This is a genomic window from Pedobacter sp. AC190 (assembly GCF_979258025.1).
On sequence record NZ_OZ409824.1, the window covers coordinates 239,015 to 258,630 of the forward strand.

The window sequence follows — 19,616 nt, forward strand, 5'->3', positions numbered from 1 at the left end:
ATTTTGTTAAGTTTTGATGTTGTAGACGATTGAACTTTAGAATTACTTTAAAAAAATTTAAATTTTATTTAACAACTTGATTTTAAGTTAAATAAAATCTGAATCAACCAAAGCCCACTTGCCAGCACCCTTGTAAAAGAGGGAATTTGGGCGTTTAACAATCCTTGAATAGTAGTAATTGTATAAGTAATTTAAACCTGACAGAAGCGGCAGCCCCGAGTTTTTCTACGAGGGCTACAGCGAATGGCAGGACTTTGGAAACGATTAGCACTGCAATTGCTTTTCGAAAAAATATACTCCGCAGATTTTAGAATGATAAACTCAGATTTTTAAAAATTTATTCTGCGAAATCTTCTCAAATCTGGAGAAAACAATTCAATTAAATCCGAGAAAAATATTTCTGAGAAAGCCGCATAATCTGCTGGAAATTACCGAACAAAACAGCATCTATTTAAAGATAGGTTAAACACATTTTAACATTAGTTGTTTACAAATGAGGCGATGAGGTTGTTGCCAGAAAAATATTGCGTTTCTCTACAGTAAAAATATTTTCAATACCGATTAATTCTCGATTTAAAATTACATTTTTGCAAAAATTATTTAAAAGTAAATGCAGAGTTACTCAGAATTTCTTGATCTAAGTGTTGGCTTTCCACAGGATGGCTTTGATGTTATAGATGATGAATTATATTTTCAGGATTTAAACCTGATGGAAATGATTGAAACTTACGGTACGCCGCTACGTTTCACGTATTTACCGATGGTGAGTAAGAAGATTCAGCAAGCGAAGATTCTTTTTCAAACTGCCATTTTAAAGAACAATTACCGTGGCGATTATAAATATTGCTATTGTACAAAAAGTTCGCACTTCCGCCATATTGTTGAGGAGGCTTTGAAGAATAACATCCACTTGGAAACTTCTTCGGCTTTTGATATGCCAATGGTTGATGCTTTGGAGAAAAAAGGTGTTTTAACGAAAGATACAACCATTATTTGCAACGGTTTTAAAACATACCAATACAAGCAATATATTATTGATATGTTGCACGATGGTTATACAAATATTATCCCTGTATTGGATAACAAGGAGGAATTTAACCTTTTTGATGATGAGGTTGATATTGATACTCCTTGTAATTTAGGTATTCGTATTGCGGCTGAAGAGCAGCCAGATTCGCAATTCTATACTTCGCGTTTGGGTGTTCGTATGGAAGATATTATTGATTTTTACAATAATAAAATCGTTCATAACCCGAATTTCAGAGTAAAATTATTGCACTTCTTTATCAATTCTGGTATTACCGATTCGCCATATTACTGGAACGAATTAGAGAAATATGTAACGCTTTATTGCAAATTCAAAAAAATTAACCCTGATTTAGATACTTTGGATATCGGTGGCGGAATGCCATTTAAAGATTCATTGGTTTTCGATTTCGATTACGAATACATGGTTAACGAGATTGTAAAAAGGATTAAAGAAATTTGTGCTATTCATGATGTAATGGAACCAGATATTATTACCGAATTTGGTAAATATACGGTTGCTGAAGCATCGGGTATTTTATACAAAGTACTGGGTAGAAAGCAACAAAATGATCGCGAGCGTTGGTTAATGCTCGATGGTTCTTTTATTACCAATTTACCAGATGTTTGGGCGTTGAACCAAAAATATATATTATTACCAATTAACAATTGGGACGCTGAATATGAACGTGTAAACTTAGGTGGAATAACTTGCGATGGTCAGGATTATTACAACCAGGAAGCGCATATGAACAGTGTATTTATGCCAAAAACACGTAAAGTTCAGTATTTAGGTTTCTTCCACACTGGTGCTTACCAGGAAGTATTGAGCGGTTACGGTGGTATTCACCATTGTTTGTTGCCTAGTCCGAAACATGTGTTGATCCGCAGAAATCGCGATGAAAGCTTTAATTTTGAGGTTTTTGGAGAAGAACAAAATAGTAAGCAAGTTTTGAAAATTCTGGGTTATTAATTGAGTTTCCTGTTACGAGTTGTCTGTTACAGGTTCTAAATCTATAAAAATCTTTGAGCGCTGAGTATTTACTTGGCGCTTTTTTTGTAATTATTTTCTTTGTGTTTCTTTGCGAAATTTTCTTTGCTAACTTAGCGGTTATTTAAACCACTCCATATGCAATTCGGTAAAGTAGAAGACCCATCGATTATAGATTTCACACTTCCTGCAGATGCTCCAGAAACGAAAGGAATATTAGCAGCGAATAAAGCTAAACAAAACTTTCATGCATCCGTTGGCTGTGCTAAATGGAACAAAGCAGACCTCAAAGGCTTTTATCCAAAGGGGACAAAAGATGAATTAACGTATTATTCAACTCAATTTAATTCGATTGAACTTAATGCAACATTCTACGGAATGCCAAGTAGCGAACAGGTTATTACATGGACGCAAAAAACACCAGCTGATTTTAAGTTTTTCCCAAAATTAACCAATACAGTTAGTCACTTTAAAAGATTGATTAATGTGAAAGAGCCTGTTGAGCAATTCTGCGATGCGATTAGTAACTTCGAAGATAAGCTAGGAATGGCTTTTCTTCAATTACATGATAACTTTAAGCCTAAAGATTTTGATCGCTTAAAAACCGTTGTTAAAGAATTCCCTAAAGTTATTCCATTAGGTGTTGAAGTTAGAAACGAAGAGTGGTTTTCTAACCCAGCCATTGCGAAAGAATTTGCTGAGTTATTTGAGAAGAACGGCATTGCAAACATTATTGTTGATACAGCTGGAAGAAGAGATATGTTACATATGCGTTTAACCTCTCCTACGGCTTTTATTCGATATGTTGGCGCAAATCACGAAAGCGATTATGCTCGCTTAGATGAATGGGTGGAAAGAATTGCTGAATGGAAAGAACAGGGCTTAGAAAATTTGTATTTCTTCGTTCACCAAAACGTAGAACTGGCCTCACCGCTCCTTTCTGCATATTTTATTGAGAATTTAAACAAAGCGATCGGAACGGATTTAAAAATCCCAGTTATGGGAAATGGAACTATCCCAGCGCCTTCTTTATTTTAGAATGGAAATCTTGCAGTTTATAAACCGTAAGATTTTTCATTCTAACTCAAAGCTTGTATCTCTTGCTTTTGCCTTTTATACTGAATTGCGAAAGCTAATAACAAGCCCATTGCCACAATACTTAAACTGACTGGAAATAGATATTCCATACCCAGGCCAGTTGAAACAGCTCCAAGTAATGGTCCGGTAATACCTAAAGAAAGATCAATAAATAAGCCATAATTCCCTAAGGCTGCGCCTTGACTTGAAGCAGGAATTAAACGTACGGCTTCTACGCCAAGTGCTGGAAAAACTAAAGAAAAACCTAATCCTGCTATGCCCGCACCTACCAGTGTAAAAGTTGGATTGATAGCCATTGCAATAATGCTTAAACCAACAACTTCCAAAGCCAGGCAAGCAATCGCAGTTTTCATTCCGCCATATTGATTAATAGCATTCGAAAACACCAACCTACCTAAAACGAACATTATACTAAAAAGTGATAGGCATAGAACAGCACCCGTCCAATGTTGGTTTATGTAATAAATGGTGATGAATGTAGAGATCGCACCAAAACCTATACCTCCAGCAGCAAGACATAAACCGTATGGCGTAACCTTTTTAAGCACGCGTAAGAATGACTGTGGTGCTTCCTTGCTCTTTCCGATGATGTTTATTTTGCTTTTGGCATAGAAAAATCCACCGATACCAATTAAAATAATAAATATTGCTATATATTGAATACCAAAAGTATTGCTGATTATAACACCTAATGGGGCTCCAGCAGCTAATGCACCGTAATTTCCAATCCCATTATAACTTATTGCTTTTGCTGTATGTTGATTCCCTACTTTAAAAATTGCCCAATTAATAGGACTTGCACCCACTAATCCTTCAGAGAACCCTGTTACCAAACGCATTACCACAAGCAATGCTAAACTCAACATTCGATAATCTTTTAAAAATGCGACTACAAGTAATAACATGCCACTTAAAACAAAACCTACCATACTCATCATTACCGCAGGTTTTGGGCCTTTCTTATCTACAATTTTGCCACCAAACCCACGAAATAAAAAAGTTGCAGCGTATTGTAAACTAATTACAATACCAGCAATCATTGTACTAAATGCTAAGCTTCCATGAAGATATTCTGGCAAAACGGCTAAAGTTAAACCAATTGTAAAATAGCCTAAAAAAGTAAAAGCTACATAACCAACAATGGTTAAATTTAGTTTGGAGATGGAAATATTTTGTGTTTCGAACTGCATAAAACAAAGACTTGCTATGCTACAAATCTCTTAAAAATTAAGCAGCATAATGCTTTAAAAAGTGCACTTTGACTTTAAAGAAACACTTAGTGTAATAAAAACACTAAGAAAGATATCAATTACTAATTAAATTCTTTTGTAAATCGTTTCTGTTGCCTTAGCCTCTTCCCCTTCGGGTGAAATGTTATAGGCAGAAAAAATAATTTCGTCATCATTTAAAGCCTCTAGTTCCGTTCTCCAGCCCCAAGGCTGATCGCCATACTCAGGGCTTCCATAAGTACCTAAAATAGCAAAACCATTATCGGTAAATTCGCCAGAGGAAAGCATAATTTGCGTCCCCATATGAAAACTATCAACCCAAGTTGCCGTAAATCTTTGGTAAGGAATATCAAATCCGATAATCATTTTTCCTTCAAAAGGATTTCCATCTAAACTCCCTTGGTAATCATAAGATATAAAACGACTACCCAGTATTGTAGTAATTTTTCCGTTCATTGGAGATTCATCAGCAAGTAAATCTTTTTCAAACCAAGTTTTGGTTTTTCCGTGCCACTCTCCTACCAAACTTTGCAATAATTTATGAGGTCCTTTCTCCAGCGATAATTCAAATTTGCTTTTAGCCATATTCAAACTTAAAGAAATATTATATGAGTTGAAAACTGATTATTATTTTTTGATAGTTAATAAATTATTATCTTGTTTTATGCTAAAAACGGTAGATCTCAATCAGGTAATGGTTATCGATATAGAAACTGTTCCTCAATATGCTTCTTACGATGATGTACCTCAACATTTACAAGATTTGTGGGCACAAAAAACGCAACATCAAAGAAAACCTGAACAGAGCGCTGATGATTTCTATGAAAATGCAGGCATCATGGCCGAATTTGGTAAGATTATATGCATTAGCTTGGGTATTTTTTATCAGCAAAACAATACCCAATTTTTGCGCATTAAATCTATTTATGGTGAGGATGAAAATAAAATACTAACAGATTTTTCGGATTTATTAAGCAAGCAAGTACCTACATTAATGTTTTGCGCACACAATGGTAAAGAATTTGATTATCCTTACTTATGCCGCAGGATAATAGTTAACAGAATTGAAATCCCCATACAGTTACAAATTTCGGGTAAAAAACCATGGGAGGTAAACCACATCGACACTATGGAACTTTGGAAATTTGGCGATTATAAAAATTACACATCTTTAAATTTATTGGCAGCTATTTTAAATGTTCCTACACCAAAGGATGATATTGACGGAAGCATGGTTCGACAGGTTTATTACGAAGAAAAGAATTTACCTAGAATTGTAACTTATTGCCAGAAAGATGTAATTACTACCGCTCAGGTTTTATTAAAGTTTAAGGGAATGGATATAATTTCATCAGAAAACATTACAATTGTAACCTGATGCTAAACGTTGAAAACTTAAATATCGATTTCTACAATCAAGACGAGAAAACCTGGTTCAAAGCGGTTAAAACTATTAGTTTTAATGTAAAGAAAGGAACAGTTTTAGGAATTGTGGGCGAATCTGGTTCTGGTAAGTCGGTTACTTCCTTTTCGATAATGCGTCTGCATGATGAGCGCTCGGCAAAAATAACTGGGACTATTGATTTTGAATCTGTTAGCTTACTTAATTTAAGTTCAAATGAAATCCGTCAAATCAGAGGTAATCAGATTTCGATGATTTTTCAGGAACCTATGACTTCGTTAAACCCTGTTTTTACTTGCGGAGAACAAGTTGCAGAAGCCATTATGCTCCACCAAAATGTAAATAAAGCAGAAGCAAAAAAACATACCATCGAACTTTTTAACGAAGTTCAATTACCAAGACCAGAAAATATCTTCGACAGTTATCCTCATCAAATTTCTGGTGGACAAAAGCAAAGAGTTATGATTGCTATGGCTTTAAGCTGTAATCCTAAACTTTTAATCGCCGATGAACCGACTACAGCATTAGATGTTACCGTTCAAAAAACAATTTTACAACTTCTTTTAAAACTTAAAGAAGAACGAGACATGGCAATGATTTTTATTTCGCATGATTTAGGCGTTGTAAATGAAATAGCAGATGAAGTTGCGGTAATGTACAAAGGTGAAATTGTGGAACAAGGTCCTGCAAAATCAATTTTCAATAATCCACAACATCCGTATACGAAAGGTTTATTAGCTTGTCGCCCCTCGCCTGCTTTGCAACTTAAAAAATTACCAGTGGTAGCCGATTTTTTAACGGGTGTAATAGCTGATGCCACAGCACATTTAAATGCATCTAACCAGTTAACAAGCGAAGAAATACAATCGAGAAGAACGACGCTTTACGAGCAAAATCCCTTATTAAAAATTGAAAATTTATCAACTTGGTATCCTGTAAATAGTGGTTTTCTTTCCAAAAACAAAGAATATGTTAAAGCAGTAGATCAGATCAATTTCGAGGTTTTCCCCGGTGAAACTTTAGGTCTTGTTGGAGAATCTGGTTGCGGTAAAAGCACATTGGGTAGAAGTATATTAAGGTTAATACAACCAACATCAGGTAGTATAATTTTTGAAGGTAAAGACATTACCCATATCAGCAAAGCTGAAATGCGAAAACTTAGAAAAGATATTCAGATTATTTTTCAAGACCCTTATGCTTCTTTAAACCCAAAGTTAACTATTGGCCAATCTATTTTAGAGCCTTTACAAGTTCATAAATTATTTAAAAGTGATGGAGAACGAAAAGTAAGAGTTTTAGAACTACTTAATAAAGTTGGTTTAAAAGAAGAACATTACAATCGTTACCCACACGAATTCAGTGGCGGTCAGCGACAACGTGTTGTAATTGCCCGTGCTTTAGCATTAGAACCTAAATTTATCATTTGTGATGAATCAGTTTCAGCTTTAGATGTTTCTGTGCAAGCGCAGGTTTTAAATTTAATTAAAGATTTACAGCGAGAATTCGGGTTAACTTACATCTTTATCTCGCATGATTTAGCGGTTGTGAAACACATTTCAGATCGTATTATGGTTATGAATAAAGGAAAGATTGAAGAAGAAGGCTTTCCAGAAGATATATTTTATGCACCAAAAGCTGCTTACACCAAAAAACTAATTGATGCAATTCCTGGTAATTAAGAATTTCAAACTATTGCTTTTCGCGCTACTTTTTGCAATTCATTTTAAGTCCAACGCTCAGGAAAATTTCGTAAAAATTATTTCTTCTGAGTATACTTTCGAAAATGCACCGTTTGAAGCTTGCCACGCTTCTACATTGGTCGAAATAGACCATAAATCTATTATGAGCGCTTGGTTTGGTGGTAAACACGAAGGCAGTAAGGATGTTTCGATCTGGTCATCAACAAAAAAAAATGGTAAGTGGAGTGCACCGCTAGAAATTGCAACTGGTATTCAGAACGATACTTTACGCTATCCTTGCTGGAATCCAGTTTTATTTAAAGCTAAAAACGGTACGCTTTACTTACATTATAAAGTTGGGCCCAACCCTAGAACCTGGTGGGCCGAGTATAAAACATCGAATAATAATGGCAAAACCTGGTCTTTAGCACAAAAACTTCCCGATGGATTTTTAGGACCTATAAAAAATAAACCTGTTCAAATCCTTAATGGAAGTATACTTTATCCATCGAGTACCGAAAGTTTAGATGAAAAAACGTGGAGCATCCACATCGAAAAAACAGATGAATTTGCCAAAAACTGGAAAAAAATAAATATCGATTGTGATACTTTTGGCGTTATTCAACCTTCTATCCTAACTTATCCGAATGGTAAACTTCAGTTACTATGCCGAAGCCGACAAAATGTAATTATAGAAAGCTGGTCTGTAGATAACGGAGAAAGCTGGTCAAAGCTTAAGCCAACAAAACTACCTAATCCAAATTCGGGAAGTGATGCCGTTACCTTAAAAGATGGTCGTCAAATCTTAATTTATAACCCGTTAGAATCTGGCAAAAATTGGTGGGAAGGTCGTTCTGTTTTAAAATTGGCCATTTCAAAAGATGGAGAAAACTGGGCGAATATTTATACGCTCGAAGAACATCCAAAAGGCGAATACAGTTATCCTGCAATTATCGAAAGTAAAGATGGTGTAATTCATTTGAGTTATACTTCGCTAAGAAAAAAGATTAAATATGTAAGTTTACAACTTAAATAAATTGTTTCTTAGCATCATCAATCTGACATTTTACATCTAAAAACCGCCTATTTTGCATCTTTTCTGTATCTTCGGTAAATACACTTTAGCATATGGCAAAGAAAAAATCTGCAAACATAAAATTAGTTCTGAATCAACTGGTTAGTGATATCTTCGAAAAAAACAGCAATCAGCCACTTAACTATAAGCAGGTTTCAGCCAAGTTAAACCTCACCGATCAGGAATCAAGAGAAACCATTCTCGAGATTTTAAAAGAAGGCAAAGGTGCGGGCATTTATCTTGAACCTGAAAAAGGAAAATTCAAGCTTAAAGAACTTCAAAACTTCATTATTGGCCGTGTAGATATGACTGCTGATGGTTCTGCATACATTATACCAGAAGACGAGTTTGAGAAAGACGTATTTGTTGCACCAAGAAAGTTAAGAAATGCCTTACATGGTGATACAGTTAAAGCTTATGTTTTTGCGAAAAAGGATGGAAGAAAAAATGATGGAGAAATTGTTGAAATCATTAAAAGAGCAAAATCTGATTTTACAGGTGTAATTAAAATCTCCGATCGCTTTGCCTTTGTTATTGCCGATGATAAGAAAATGCTTCATGATATTTTCGTTCCGTTAGGTGATATTTTAGGTGCAAAAAATGGGCAAAGAGTTTTAGTAAGCTTAACCGATTGGCCCGAAGGTGCTAAAAACCCGATTGGTACGGTTAAACATGTTCTAGGCGATCAGGGTGAAAATAACACAGAAATGAATGCCATTTTAGCACAATATGGTTTTCCTTTATCTTTTCCCCCACAAGTAGAAAAAGAAGCAAATGCAATTCCTGAAGAAATTCCTGCAGAAGAAATTTCGAAGCGCAGAGATTTTAGAAGTGTATTAACATTTACTATTGATCCAGCCGACGCAAAGGATTTTGATGATGCTATATCTTACCAAAAATTACCAAACGGAAACCACGAAATTGGTGTACACATAGCTGATGTTTCACATTATGTACTTCAGGGAACTGACTTAGATAAAGAGGCTTATAGTCGTGCAACTTCAGTTTATCTGGTTGATCGGGTTATTCCGATGTTACCAGAACGATTAAGTAACGGCGTTTGCTCTCTACGACCGCATGAAGATAAACTTTGTTTTGCCGCTGTTTTCGAGTTAGACGAGCAGGCAAATATTGTAAGTGAATGGTTTGGCAGAACGGCCATTCATTCTGACAGAAGATTCAGTTATGAAGAAGCACAGGAAGTTATAGAAAATAAAGCTGGCGATTATGCTACCGAAATATTAAAACTTAATGAGTTAGCTTATATTCTTAGAGATCGGAAATTTAAAAACGGTGCAATTAGTTTCGAAAGCACCGAAGTTAAATTTAAACTCGATGAAAGTGGTAAGCCTATTGGCGTTTATGTAAAAGAACGTAAAGATGCCCACAAACTTATCGAAGATTACATGCTTTTGGCAAATCGAAAGGTAGCCGAATTTATTGCCAAAAAGCAAAAGGGAGAAAAGAAATTAACCTTCGTTTATCGGGTACACGACTCACCAAACATGGAAACCTTAAACACTTTTGCCAATTTTGCATCGAGGTTTGGTTATAAAGTAAACACTAAGTCGGATAAAGAAATAGCCAAATCTTTAAACAGTTTGATGGCTGACGTTGAAGGTAAAAAGGAACAAAATATTTTAACTTCTCTGGCTATACGCTCAATGGCAAAAGCTATTTACACAACAAAAAAAACTAGCCATTATGGCTTAGCTTTCGAATATTATACACACTTTACTTCTCCAATTCGTCGTTACCCTGATGTAATGGCGCATCGTTTACTGCAAACCTATCTAGACGGGGGAAAATCTGCCGATGCAGAATTTTATGAAGTTGCAAGTGCTCACTCCTCTGCTATGGAAAAACGAGCAGCCGAAGCCGAGCGTGCGTCGATAAAATATAAACAGGCCGAATACCTTGAAAACAATATAGGCGAGGTATATAAAGGAATTATTTCAGGGGTTACCGAATGGGGAATGTACGTCGAAATTGAAGAAAATAAATGCGAAGGTATGATTCGTTTACGCGATATTTCTGATGATTTTTATGTTCTTGATGAGAAAAACTATTGTATAGTTGGTCAACGTAAAAAGAAAAAATATCAATTGGGTGATGAAGTAATGATTAGAGTTAAAAAAGTAGATTTAGCTAAACGGCAGATCGATTTTTCATTAATGCAGGATTAAAAACTGATAAAAAAAATTAGCACTCAATTCTAGCAAAAATTTAAGATACAATCAGGTAAACGGAAGATATGAAAATCAAAAATAATATGCCTCGTAATTGGCAATTTTGGAAAGATGATCAAACAAGTAAACGCACTTCCATATAAGAAGAATCTACATAAACCTTAGAATTTCCGCAAGTAAAAAAATAAAATGCATACAACAGTACAATTACAGCAAATTTTAGAAACGGCAATAAAAAACCTTAAATTTCCCGCTAGCCCTCAGCAACTTTACGACCCAATAACTTACATTATTAACCTTGGAGGTAAAAGAATTCGCCCGTTACTTGTATTAATGGCTACCGAATTATTTGGCGAAGATGCTAACAAATCTATTAATGCCGCCATGGCAGTAGAAGTATTTCACAATTTCACCCTGATACACGATGACATAATGGATAATGCGCCTTTACGTAGAGGAAAAGCAACCGTTCATGAAAAATGGAGTACCAACATAGCAATTTTAAGCGGTGATGTAATGATGGTTGAAGCCAATAAAAATTTGGCAAAGGTAAATTCTATTTTCCTTAAAGATGTGCTTGATACCTTTAATGCTACAGCTCAAGGCGTTTGCGAAGGTCAACAGCTCGATATGGAGTTTGAAGAGCGTAATGATGTAAGCATTGAAGAGTACATCAACATGATTAGGTTAAAAACTGCTGTATTACTTGGTGGTGCTTTAAAATTAGGCGCAATTATAGGTAATGCATCCGAAAAAGATGCAGATTTAATATACCAGTTCGGAGAAAATATTGGTATTGCATTTCAATTACAAGATGATATTTTGGACGTTTATGCTGATCCTGAAAAATTTGGGAAACAAGTTGGAGGCGATATTATTGCCAACAAAAAAACTTTTCTATTGTTAAAAGCATTCGAACTTGCAGAAGGTCAAAATCTTGAGCAGCTAGAGGTATGGACTAAACTTACCGATTTTTCTATTAATGAGAAGGTTGAAGCGATTACGCAGATTTACAATAATCTTAACATTAGAAACATTGCAAAAGAAACAATGGATGCTTATCTGAGTAAAGCTTTAAATTTACTAAACCAGGTAAATGTTAACGATGAAGCCAAAAAAGATTTACTGACCTTAACTAATCAATTAATGAACAGGCAATATTAAATTCGTTTTAATCTTAATTAATGAAACGCTGAAAAACAGCGTTTTTTTTTGCACAAATATTTTTGCAAACAAAAATGCCTCATCGATTTAACATCAATGAGGCATTTTTTATAAGTTGAATACTAATTATTCTGCAGATGCAGCTTCTTCAGTAGCTTCGTCTTTTTTAGCTGCTTTTTTAGCAGGTGCTTTTTTAGCTGGAGCTTCTGCAACAGCTTCAACAGCTACAGCTTCTTTTTTCGCTTTTGGAGCTTTAGCAACTGCTGCTTCAATTTCTGCTTCTGTGATAGGAAGAATAGAAACGTAAGATTTGTTATCAGCTTTCTTTCTGAAAACTACAGTTCCATCAACCAAAGCAAATAAAGTATGGTCTCTACCAATACCAACACCTTTATCAGGGTGGTGTTTTGTACCACGTTGACGTACTAAAATGTTTCCTGCGATAGCTAACTGACCACCGAAAACTTTAATACCTAAACGCTTACTATGCGATTCACGTCCGTTTTTCGAACTACCGGCTCCTTTTTTGTGTGCCATGATTTTATATTTTGTAACTCATTAAATAATGAGTTATTGGGTTAACAATTAATTATAGAGTGATGTCAGAAATCTGAATCTTTGTGAAAAACTGGCGGTGACCGTTTTTCTTTTTGTAACCTTTTCTACGTTTTTTGTGGAAAACGATTACTTTATCACCTTTTAAATGAGATACGATAGTTGCTGAAACTTTAGCACCTTTAACTGCAGGAGCCCCTACAGTGATTGCACCACCATTATCAACCAACAATACATTATCAAATTCAATACTAGCGCCTTCATCTCCTTGCAATCTGTGTACAAAAAGGTGCTGGTCTTTAGCAACCTTAAATTGCTGTCCTGCTATATTTACTATTGCGTACATTGTTTAAATATTAGTTTTATAATTTTTATTTAACGAGGTGCAAATATAGAACAAATTCAATTAACACACAAACAGATATTAAAAATAAATTTCAATTAATCTTAAGGCCCCAGAATTTAGAGAATTTAGGGATTTAAAATCCATTTGTAAATACTATAAAAAGCTTTTTAAAAAAGCACAAGCGGTCAATATTTAGGCTTTTTCTGAATGAGTGCTTAATAAATTGGAGGCTAAATTTTAAAAATAAATTAACTATTTGTAAAGCACAGCATGCTAATAATCCCGTTCCTCCTGCCCTGCTATTCACTTTACTTGCCTCATAAAAATTCGGCTGCGTGTTCGCTCCTATCAGGTTTAATTTACGCAGTAAGTATTTCTATTATTGTTATCACCAAGCAAATTGCAATTGGTTTGTGCTGCCTATGTTAATAAACCCGATTGAACGAAAATACTTTTTAAATTGTATTGACGCAAATATTATTGCGTATGCTGAGGCACGAAGCATCGGCTACCGATGAAAAATATCTTTTTGCCCGCGAATGACAGAGGTTGTTTTAAAAAGATTGCAGAGAAAGCGGGACTGTTATTTCCTAAGACCTACAGTACATTAATTTTCAAAAAAGAAATGCTTAAAATGTTTAGTTAAAAAATGTTAAATCTGCTCTATCTTATTACGAATATTTCGTAGTTTTACGAAAACTAAATAATAGAAACTATGAAAAATACATTAATTGTTTGCTGCGCAACCGCCCTATCCTTAACATGCTTTGCTCAAAAACCAGATAAAGCATTAGCCAGAGTAAGATACACCTTTACACATATTAACGACACAACTGCAAAAGACAAGCCTCATAAAGAAAACATGTTGCTTGTAACTGGAAATAACGCTTCTGTTTATACAAGTTACGACAAGCTAAATCAGGCAATTAATGGCAAAAAACAAATTTTAGAGCAATTAAAAAATCAATCGGGAAGTGCGAACATGAAAATTGAAATTAAGAGCGAAATGAAGTCGCCAGTTACACAAATAGATTATTTCTTTTTTGCTAACGAGCATAAAATGTTTAGTAAAGAAAAATTGTTTAACAATTACATTATCGAAGAACCTGCCGCCCAAATTGATTGGAAAATAGCAAAAGATACCATGAGTTTCTCGGGTATTGCGTGCCAAAAGGCTACCACGAATTTTAAAGGAAGAAACTGGATTGCCTGGTTTGCTAATGAAATTCCTTTTCAAAGTGGTCCCTGGAAGTTAAATGGCTTGCCTGGACTAATTGTGGAAGCTTATGATGAAAAAAAAGAAGTAAAATTTGAATTTGCAGGTTTAGAAAATGTTACCGAAGGAGAAGAAAATAATTCTTCGGGCGATGAACAGAAAATCACAATGCCAAACGGTTCTTTCGGATCGATTAGAATTGCAGGGATTGAAACCAGTACAGCTTATCTGGGTACAGAAATTAAACTCCCTTCTGACGCCATAAAAACAACCAGAAAAGAACTTGATAAGCTAAGAGAAGCCCGTGATAAAGATCCGCAGGGATTTATGCAAGCGCAAATGGCGGCTAACGGCATGCAAGGAACATTCAAAATGAATACCGCCCCTCGTCCAAGTGGATCATCAACTATTAATAAACCAGAAATAAACAATCCTATCGAAATTTCTGATAAAAAATGAGAAAGGCTACATTAATTTTAGTCCTGTTTTTAATAGGTTCTTTTTGTGTTTTTGCACAAAAACCTATTAAAGGCATTGTTAAAGATGCTAAAGGTATGGGCGTAGAGTCTGTAAATGTTAATTTGAAGGATATTGAAGGAAATATCATCAGTTTTACCAGAACGAATAAAAATGGAGCGTTTAATCTTCAGATTAAAAATGATCAGGTTATTGGATATAAAATTGAGGCTTCGAGTATTGGCTATAAAAAACAATCAATTTCAATTGCAGATGTTAACCAAAGTCAGGATTTAATTTTACAAGCAAGTGAGACCAACCTGGAAACCGTCACCGTTAAAAATAGGCCTTCTTTAACATCGAATGGAGATACATTAAATTACAAAACAGCCGATTTTGCAGATAAGCAAGACCGAAGTATTGGCGATGTGCTTAAAAAAATGCCAGGAATTGAGGTTGCTGAAAACGGGAAGATTAGCTATAATGGGAAATCAATTTCTAATTTATATGTAGATGGCGACAATTTGCTGGATGACAAATACAATATTGGCACAAAAAGCATTCCTCAAGGTGCGGTCGATAAGGTGCAAGTCATTCAAAACGACCAGCCAGTTAAAATGATGCGCAAAAACAACACCAGCGATGATGTAGCCTTAAACCTGGTTATTAAAGATGATGCCAAACTCAAAGTTATGGGCGATGCAACTGTTGGAGCTGGAACGCCAAATCGCTTTGATGAAAACCTGACAGCCATGTTGTTTAACAAAAAACTAAAATTCATTAATAATATAAAAGGAAACAATATTGGCATTGATCCTGGTATTGATTTAATCTCGCATAACTTATCTGATTACTTGAATCGTGTAGACAACAGTAAACCAAGCGGATTATTATCTACAGGAGCTGCTGGCGTGCCTTCGTTACCACAAAGCAGGTATCTATTCAACAAAGCGGCAGTATTAAATTTCAATAACTTGTATAAGTTTAATCAGGATTTGCAGTTAAGGGCAAACATTTCTTACTTATATGATGAACGAAAACAGCAGTATAATAAATTTTCGCAAACCTATTTAGCAGACCAAACAATTAGTTATTCAGAATTTCAGAACAATGAGATTAATCCACAAAAGCTAAGGGCTCAATTCAATTTAAACAAAAATGCTGAAGGTGATTATCTCAACAATAATTTCGTTTTAGATTATTCACCTTTTAAAACTACATCGGCCTTTTCTATTAATAATGTTGCCGCAAATCAAATTTTAAGACAGGAAACCTTTGATCTTTCAAATGAGTTCAATTATCGCAAGAAGCTAAAATCAGAAAATGTAATCAATTTTTATTCGTATTTAAATCGAACTGCCCAGCCAGAAACTTTGAACATTTCTCCGGGTTTAAATGCAGATATACTGAATAATGGCGATAGCTATTTGGGCTTAAATCAATACATCAAATTACCAACATGGTACATGAACAATTATGTATCATTTGCTTTTGTAAATGGAGGTTTCGTTCAGACTTATAAAACGGGGCTTAATTTTCAACAGCAAAATTTAAATTCTGAACTTTATCGTATTCAAAATAATCAGACCTCAGAATTGGTTTCGCAAAGTACTGTTAATGATTTAAATTGGTTTAAAAGCAGAGTTTATGCGGAAGCCAATTATGATTTTACAAGTGATAAATTTAAAGCTGGTTTGAGTTTACCGTTAAGCTATAATCGAATTAATTACAGCGATCCTAAAAATGCTTTAGAGAACCACTTAAATAAATTGTTTTTAAATCCATCGTTTAATATTAAATACCAAACAGGCATTGAAAATTATGTAACGGCCAATTACTTTTATAAAAATGATTTGGGTGGAATAGATGATGTTTTTCGCGGAACTATACTAAAAAACTACCGATCACTATTTGCAAACAATGCCCCTATTTCCGAATCAAAAATACATGGTTTTGGTGGTGCATTTAATTTTAGGAAAGCAATGCAGATGTTCTTCTTCAATGCATCGGCCAATTACAGTACTACAGAACTTAACACCATATCGTCTTATAATCTGAGTAATAATATCCAACAGCGAGTTGTTTTGCCTTTAGCAAATCATATTAAAAACTTATCATTAAGTGCAAATGCGAGCAAATATCTTTTCGAATTAAAGAGTACGGTAAACTTGGGTGCTAATTTTTCGCAAAGCAAATATGATCAACTTCAAAACGGAGAACTTTTGCCGTTTAATTCGAAAACACTATCATATAAAGCAGGAATCGAAGCTAAACTAGCAAGTTTTATAAATTGGTCGTACAATGCAACTTATTCTATTACCGATAACAAAGCTGATATTGCAAATGCAATTAATACTAACTTTCAGCAATTGAGGCAGCAATCTTCATTGGCGATTACCACATTCGAAAATGTGTATCTAAATTTATCAGCTGAACACCTATTTACACATCAGTCCAGTCAGCCAAATTTGAAATACTTGTTTGCTGATGCAAATGTAAAATATAAAATGGTGAAGCTTAAAACAGATATTGAATTTGGGATAACCAACTTAGCCAACATTAAACAATTTGATGCCATTTACATTTCGGCAAACTCGCTAACAACAGGAACCTATCTAATTCCTGGAAGAGTTGCAATGCTAAAAGCCAGGTTTAATTTTTAAAATAACAAAGCCTCTGGGTAACAGAGGCTTTGTTATTTTATTTATTTTTTGTTTTAAGATTCATAATCCCTTCTTTATTCAAGGTTATGCTTAAAATTTCATCGGGCATTATTTTCGAAATTTCTTTCTGCGAAATCTCATTTCCATTTAAAATATAAGTAAAAGTTTTAGCACGCTTTGCACCCACATCCATCGTAATAGTATTTGTATAGGTGTAAACTTTTTTAAGTGCCCCCAAACTATCTTTCGATACATTTGCCATGCTTGTTAGATGAATAAAATTAACTGCCTTTAATGGCTCGGCAGCTCTATTTTCATCTTCCGATTTTTTAATTCTGATGATTATATTTTTTACATCGGGTTTATTTTCGGTATGGATTGTATCACCAGTATTAAAAAAGAACTTCGTAATAAAACTTTTTTTAGATCCTTCTTTATCCTTTACTAAAGCTAAATCTTCCATGCTTTTAAACACAACATCTAATGCTATGGTATCTTTATTAATATTCAATTCTTGTTGCTTTGTTTCAATTTTTGGTTGACCTGCACTTTTTCGCTTATTTAAAACTTTGCGGTTACGTTTTTCTTTAACATCGATTTTTGGTAAAATCTCGATAAAAATCTTTTCTATGGGCAATATTTTAGTTTGAACAGCTTTCTTATCAATTGTAAAAGCAAGCGTAATGCACAGTAGAACAGGCAAAACAAACATATACCTTGTTAAGTTAACTTTTGATGAGCGTTTAGCGTTCATCATTTTTATTCTCTTTTTTAAATCAGAAAGATTAAAATTATTAACAATTGCAACTGATGGTCTTAATGTTCCAACATCTAACAACCTATATTGATATGCTTTTTTATCTATTCCTTTATTTAAAATTTTAGCATCGGTAATAAACTCTATATTTTCGCGAACTGCCTTTTTCATCAACCAAATACCAGGATTGAACCAATAAAAAACCAAACTTATCTCGGTTAGAATAATATCGATGGTATGTAGTTCTTCGACATGTACTTTTTCATGCTCAATAATGTTATTTAAATCTTCTTTTTTATGTAAAATCGGATTAACATAAATGGTTTGCCAAAATGAAAAAGGGCTCACTTCATCACTTAAAATTCTAACTTTTTGGCTCTCAATTAACCCTGGCTTTGAATTCTTGTGCACTCGGCTTAGCGATATAAACTGAATCAATAATCTGAAAGCCATAAAAAGCATACCCACATAAAATACAAACGTTAAGCTATGCCACATTAGGTCAAAAAAATCGATTTTAGCCAAAGCTTCAACGTTTTGATTTAATCCTGGAACAAAAGCAGGCAATACCTCATTATTTCCAAAAAACTCTGTTAAGTTGATAAATGGATACGCGGTTGAGAAAAGTATTCCAAAAAGCAAAAAAATTCTATTAATAGTATAGAAAGTAAGTTTGCGTAAAACCAGGTGGTAAGCTGCTGCGAAAAGCAAGAGAACCAAATTAATTTTAAATAAGATTAGAAAGAAATGTGGCATAACATTACTTTTCAGGATTTTCGATGAGGTTAATTATCTCTTTTAGTTCTTCCGCACTTATCTTTTTATCCTTGGCAAAAAAAGCAACCAACTCTTTATACGAGCTTTGAAAATAATTATTTACGAAGCCATTCATAAAACGCTTTTTGTATTCTGTTTCCTTAACTTTTGCGCTGTATCGGTTTGCATTTGCAAAGCGTTCGCTAACTAAAAAACCTTTGCGTTCGAGGTTTTTCACCGTTGATGCTAAAGTTGTATATGGTGGTTTGGGCTCTGGCAAAACATCCATAAAATCTTTAATAAAGCCTTTTCCAACCTGCCAAACGGCCAGCATTGCTTCTTCTTCCTGTAAAGTTAACTTCTCCATTTAATTACGAATATATCGTAAATATACGAAATCATCTTAAAACAAAAAAGCATTAATAAAATACTGATGTTTGGTATTTTATTAATGCTTTTAAAGATTGTAGAACAGTTTTTATTTACCGCTTCTCTTCTCTGCCTGGTTTAAAGTTTCTTCAATTATTTTCCTCATTTGCATGGCGGCATCTAAAAGTTTTGGATTGCCATCAAAATCGCCATAAACCACAACATGCTTGGATTTTTCTTTGTACTTAAAAAACATATCGTAACGAGGAATGCTCATTGATTTTGAACTCTTTGTTCCAATCGTATCTGGAAAATTCCAAAGACCTAATTCATTTGCCTTACTATGGATATATAAAATGTCATCGCTATTTAAAGGCACTTTTTTTCGAATGATTGAATCGCGACTGTTTACATATTGATAAGAACTATCTGCAGAATTATATTGATTTTCTAAAGGATCTTTAACTCCCCATTTATAATCCATTGAAACAAAATCCTTTTTACGAAATGGAGCATTTTGGATAATTGGCTTATAATATATGTAACAATAAATAATCATCGGAACGATGATGGTGAGCGCTAAAAATATCTTTTTTCCTCTACTTGACACTTTATTTATTTTTGATTATTTGAATGATTAAACTT

16 protein-coding genes are annotated in these 19,616 nt (G+C 34.2%); 9 read left to right on the forward strand and 7 right to left on the reverse strand.

What is annotated here, in order from left to right; all coding sequences use genetic code 11:
- Nucleotides 1–610 precede the first annotated feature (610 nt).
- Nucleotides 611–1,999 carry an arginine decarboxylase gene (locus ACZZZI_RS01140; protein ID WP_316761524.1) on the forward strand — a complete coding sequence of 463 codons (1,389 nt, stop codon included), beginning with the start codon at nt 611–613 and terminating at the stop codon, nt 1,997–1,999.
- A gap of 156 nt (nt 2,000–2,155) precedes the next feature.
- Entirely contained in the window at nt 2,156–3,055 is a 900-nt protein-coding gene (locus tag ACZZZI_RS01145; protein ID WP_463488377.1) for a DUF72 domain-containing protein, read from the forward strand.
- A 41-nt stretch (nt 3,056–3,096) separates the two neighbouring features.
- On the opposite strand, the gene ACZZZI_RS01150 is transcribed toward ACZZZI_RS01145, so the two are convergent.
- Together ACZZZI_RS01150 and ACZZZI_RS01155 are read right to left on the reverse strand one after the other, a co-directional pair.
- Nucleotides 3,097–4,305, reverse strand: coding sequence for an MFS transporter (locus ACZZZI_RS01150; protein ID WP_463488378.1), 1,209 nt, complete (start codon nt 4,303–4,305; stop codon nt 3,097–3,099).
- Between the two features lie 126 nt (nt 4,306–4,431).
- A complete protein-coding gene (locus ACZZZI_RS01155) occupies nt 4,432–4,929 on the reverse strand; it encodes a DUF1579 domain-containing protein (RefSeq protein WP_463488379.1) in 498 nt (165 codons plus the stop codon).
- Nucleotides 4,930–5,008: 79 nt separating this feature from the next.
- On the opposite strand from ACZZZI_RS01155, the gene ACZZZI_RS01160 reads away from it, so the two are divergent.
- The 5 genes from ACZZZI_RS01160 (at nt 5,009) to ACZZZI_RS01180 (ending at nt 11,853) form a co-directional block, all read left to right on the forward strand.
- Nucleotides 5,009–5,722, forward strand: coding sequence for a 3'-5' exonuclease (locus tag ACZZZI_RS01160; protein ID WP_463488380.1), 714 nt, complete (start codon nt 5,009–5,011; stop codon nt 5,720–5,722).
- A complete protein-coding gene (locus tag ACZZZI_RS01165; RefSeq protein WP_463488381.1) occupies nt 5,722–7,425 on the forward strand; it encodes an ABC transporter ATP-binding protein in 1,704 nt (567 codons plus the stop codon). The genes ACZZZI_RS01160 and ACZZZI_RS01165 overlap by 1 nt, the downstream gene beginning before the upstream one ends.
- Nucleotides 7,406–8,461: a sialidase family protein gene (locus ACZZZI_RS01170; protein ID WP_463488382.1), complete on the forward strand. Its 1,056-nt coding sequence runs from the start codon at nt 7,406–7,408 to the stop codon at nt 8,459–8,461. Before ACZZZI_RS01165 ends, ACZZZI_RS01170 begins: the two co-directional genes overlap by 20 nt.
- 92 nt (nt 8,462–8,553) lie before the next feature.
- Nucleotides 8,554–10,686, forward strand: coding sequence for a ribonuclease R (gene rnr, locus ACZZZI_RS01175; protein ID WP_344769224.1), 2,133 nt, complete (start codon nt 8,554–8,556; stop codon nt 10,684–10,686).
- Between the two features lie 192 nt (nt 10,687–10,878).
- Nucleotides 10,879–11,853, forward strand: a complete 975-nt coding sequence (locus ACZZZI_RS01180; RefSeq protein ID WP_463488383.1) for a polyprenyl synthetase family protein — start codon at nt 10,879–10,881, stop codon at nt 11,851–11,853.
- A gap of 126 nt (nt 11,854–11,979) precedes the next feature.
- Here ACZZZI_RS01180 and rpmA read toward each other — a convergent pair whose 3' ends face one another.
- Nucleotides 11,980–12,390, reverse strand: coding sequence for a 50S ribosomal protein L27 (rpmA, locus tag ACZZZI_RS01185; RefSeq protein ID WP_316761500.1), 411 nt, complete (start codon nt 12,388–12,390; stop codon nt 11,980–11,982).
- Between the two features lie 52 nt (nt 12,391–12,442).
- Complete coding sequence (rplU, locus tag ACZZZI_RS01190) at nt 12,443–12,754, reverse strand: 50S ribosomal protein L21 (RefSeq protein WP_010601215.1); 312 nt, start codon at nt 12,752–12,754, stop codon at nt 12,443–12,445.
- Between the two features lie 715 nt (nt 12,755–13,469).
- Here rplU and ACZZZI_RS01195 point away from each other — a divergent pair.
- Entirely contained in the window at nt 13,470–14,429 is a 960-nt protein-coding gene (locus ACZZZI_RS01195; RefSeq protein WP_344769217.1) for a GLPGLI family protein, read from the forward strand.
- Nucleotides 14,426–17,089 carry a TonB-dependent receptor gene (locus tag ACZZZI_RS01200; RefSeq protein WP_463488384.1) on the forward strand — a complete coding sequence of 888 codons (2,664 nt, stop codon included), beginning with the start codon at nt 14,426–14,428 and terminating at the stop codon, nt 17,087–17,089. The genes ACZZZI_RS01195 and ACZZZI_RS01200 overlap by 4 nt, the downstream gene beginning before the upstream one ends.
- Before the next feature lie 37 nt (nt 17,090–17,126).
- Here the strand turns inward: ACZZZI_RS01200 and ACZZZI_RS01205 are convergent, their stop codons facing one another.
- From ACZZZI_RS01205 to ACZZZI_RS01215, 3 genes are all read right to left on the reverse strand, one after another.
- Nucleotides 17,127–18,602, reverse strand: a complete 1,476-nt coding sequence (locus ACZZZI_RS01205) for a M56 family metallopeptidase (RefSeq protein ID WP_463488385.1) — start codon at nt 18,600–18,602, stop codon at nt 17,127–17,129.
- Between the two features lie 4 nt (nt 18,603–18,606).
- The gene (locus ACZZZI_RS01210; protein ID WP_316761488.1) at nt 18,607–18,969 is read right to left on the reverse strand and encodes a BlaI/MecI/CopY family transcriptional regulator; all 363 of its coding nucleotides are present in this window, start codon (nt 18,967–18,969) and stop codon (nt 18,607–18,609) included.
- Nucleotides 18,970–19,080: 111 nt separating this feature from the next.
- Nucleotides 19,081–19,581, reverse strand: coding sequence for a hypothetical protein (locus ACZZZI_RS01215; RefSeq protein ID WP_424060153.1), 501 nt, complete (start codon nt 19,579–19,581; stop codon nt 19,081–19,083).
- Nucleotides 19,582–19,616 lie beyond the last annotated feature (35 nt).

Coding starts and splice junctions, on each gene's coding strand:
- ACZZZI_RS01210 (WP_316761488.1), bottom strand. CDS start 18,969: ATGGAGAAGTTAACTTTACAGGAAGAAGAAGCAATGCTGGCCGTTTGG.
- ACZZZI_RS01200 (WP_463488384.1), top strand. CDS start 14,426: ATGAGAAAGGCTACATTAATTTTAGTCCTGTTTTTAATAGGTTCTTTT.
- ACZZZI_RS01180 (WP_463488383.1), top strand. CDS start 10,879: ATGCATACAACAGTACAATTACAGCAAATTTTAGAAACGGCAATAAAA.
- rplU (WP_010601215.1), bottom strand. CDS start 12,754: ATGTACGCAATAGTAAATATAGCAGGACAGCAATTTAAGGTTGCTAAA.
- ACZZZI_RS01155 (WP_463488379.1), bottom strand. CDS start 4,929: ATGGCTAAAAGCAAATTTGAATTATCGCTGGAGAAAGGACCTCATAAA.
- ACZZZI_RS01140 (WP_316761524.1), top strand. CDS start 611: ATGCAGAGTTACTCAGAATTTCTTGATCTAAGTGTTGGCTTTCCACAG.
- ACZZZI_RS01160 (WP_463488380.1), top strand. CDS start 5,009: ATGCTAAAAACGGTAGATCTCAATCAGGTAATGGTTATCGATATAGAA.
- rnr (WP_344769224.1), top strand. CDS start 8,554: ATGGCAAAGAAAAAATCTGCAAACATAAAATTAGTTCTGAATCAACTG.
- ACZZZI_RS01145 (WP_463488377.1), top strand. CDS start 2,156: ATGCAATTCGGTAAAGTAGAAGACCCATCGATTATAGATTTCACACTT.
- ACZZZI_RS01170 (WP_463488382.1), top strand. CDS start 7,406: ATGCAATTCCTGGTAATTAAGAATTTCAAACTATTGCTTTTCGCGCTA.
- ACZZZI_RS01205 (WP_463488385.1), bottom strand. CDS start 18,602: ATGCCACATTTCTTTCTAATCTTATTTAAAATTAATTTGGTTCTCTTG.
- ACZZZI_RS01195 (WP_344769217.1), top strand. CDS start 13,470: ATGAAAAATACATTAATTGTTTGCTGCGCAACCGCCCTATCCTTAACA.
- ACZZZI_RS01150 (WP_463488378.1), bottom strand. CDS start 4,305: ATGCAGTTCGAAACACAAAATATTTCCATCTCCAAACTAAATTTAACC.
- ACZZZI_RS01165 (WP_463488381.1), top strand. CDS start 5,722: ATGCTAAACGTTGAAAACTTAAATATCGATTTCTACAATCAAGACGAG.
- rpmA (WP_316761500.1), bottom strand. CDS start 12,390: ATGGCACACAAAAAAGGAGCCGGTAGTTCGAAAAACGGACGTGAATCG.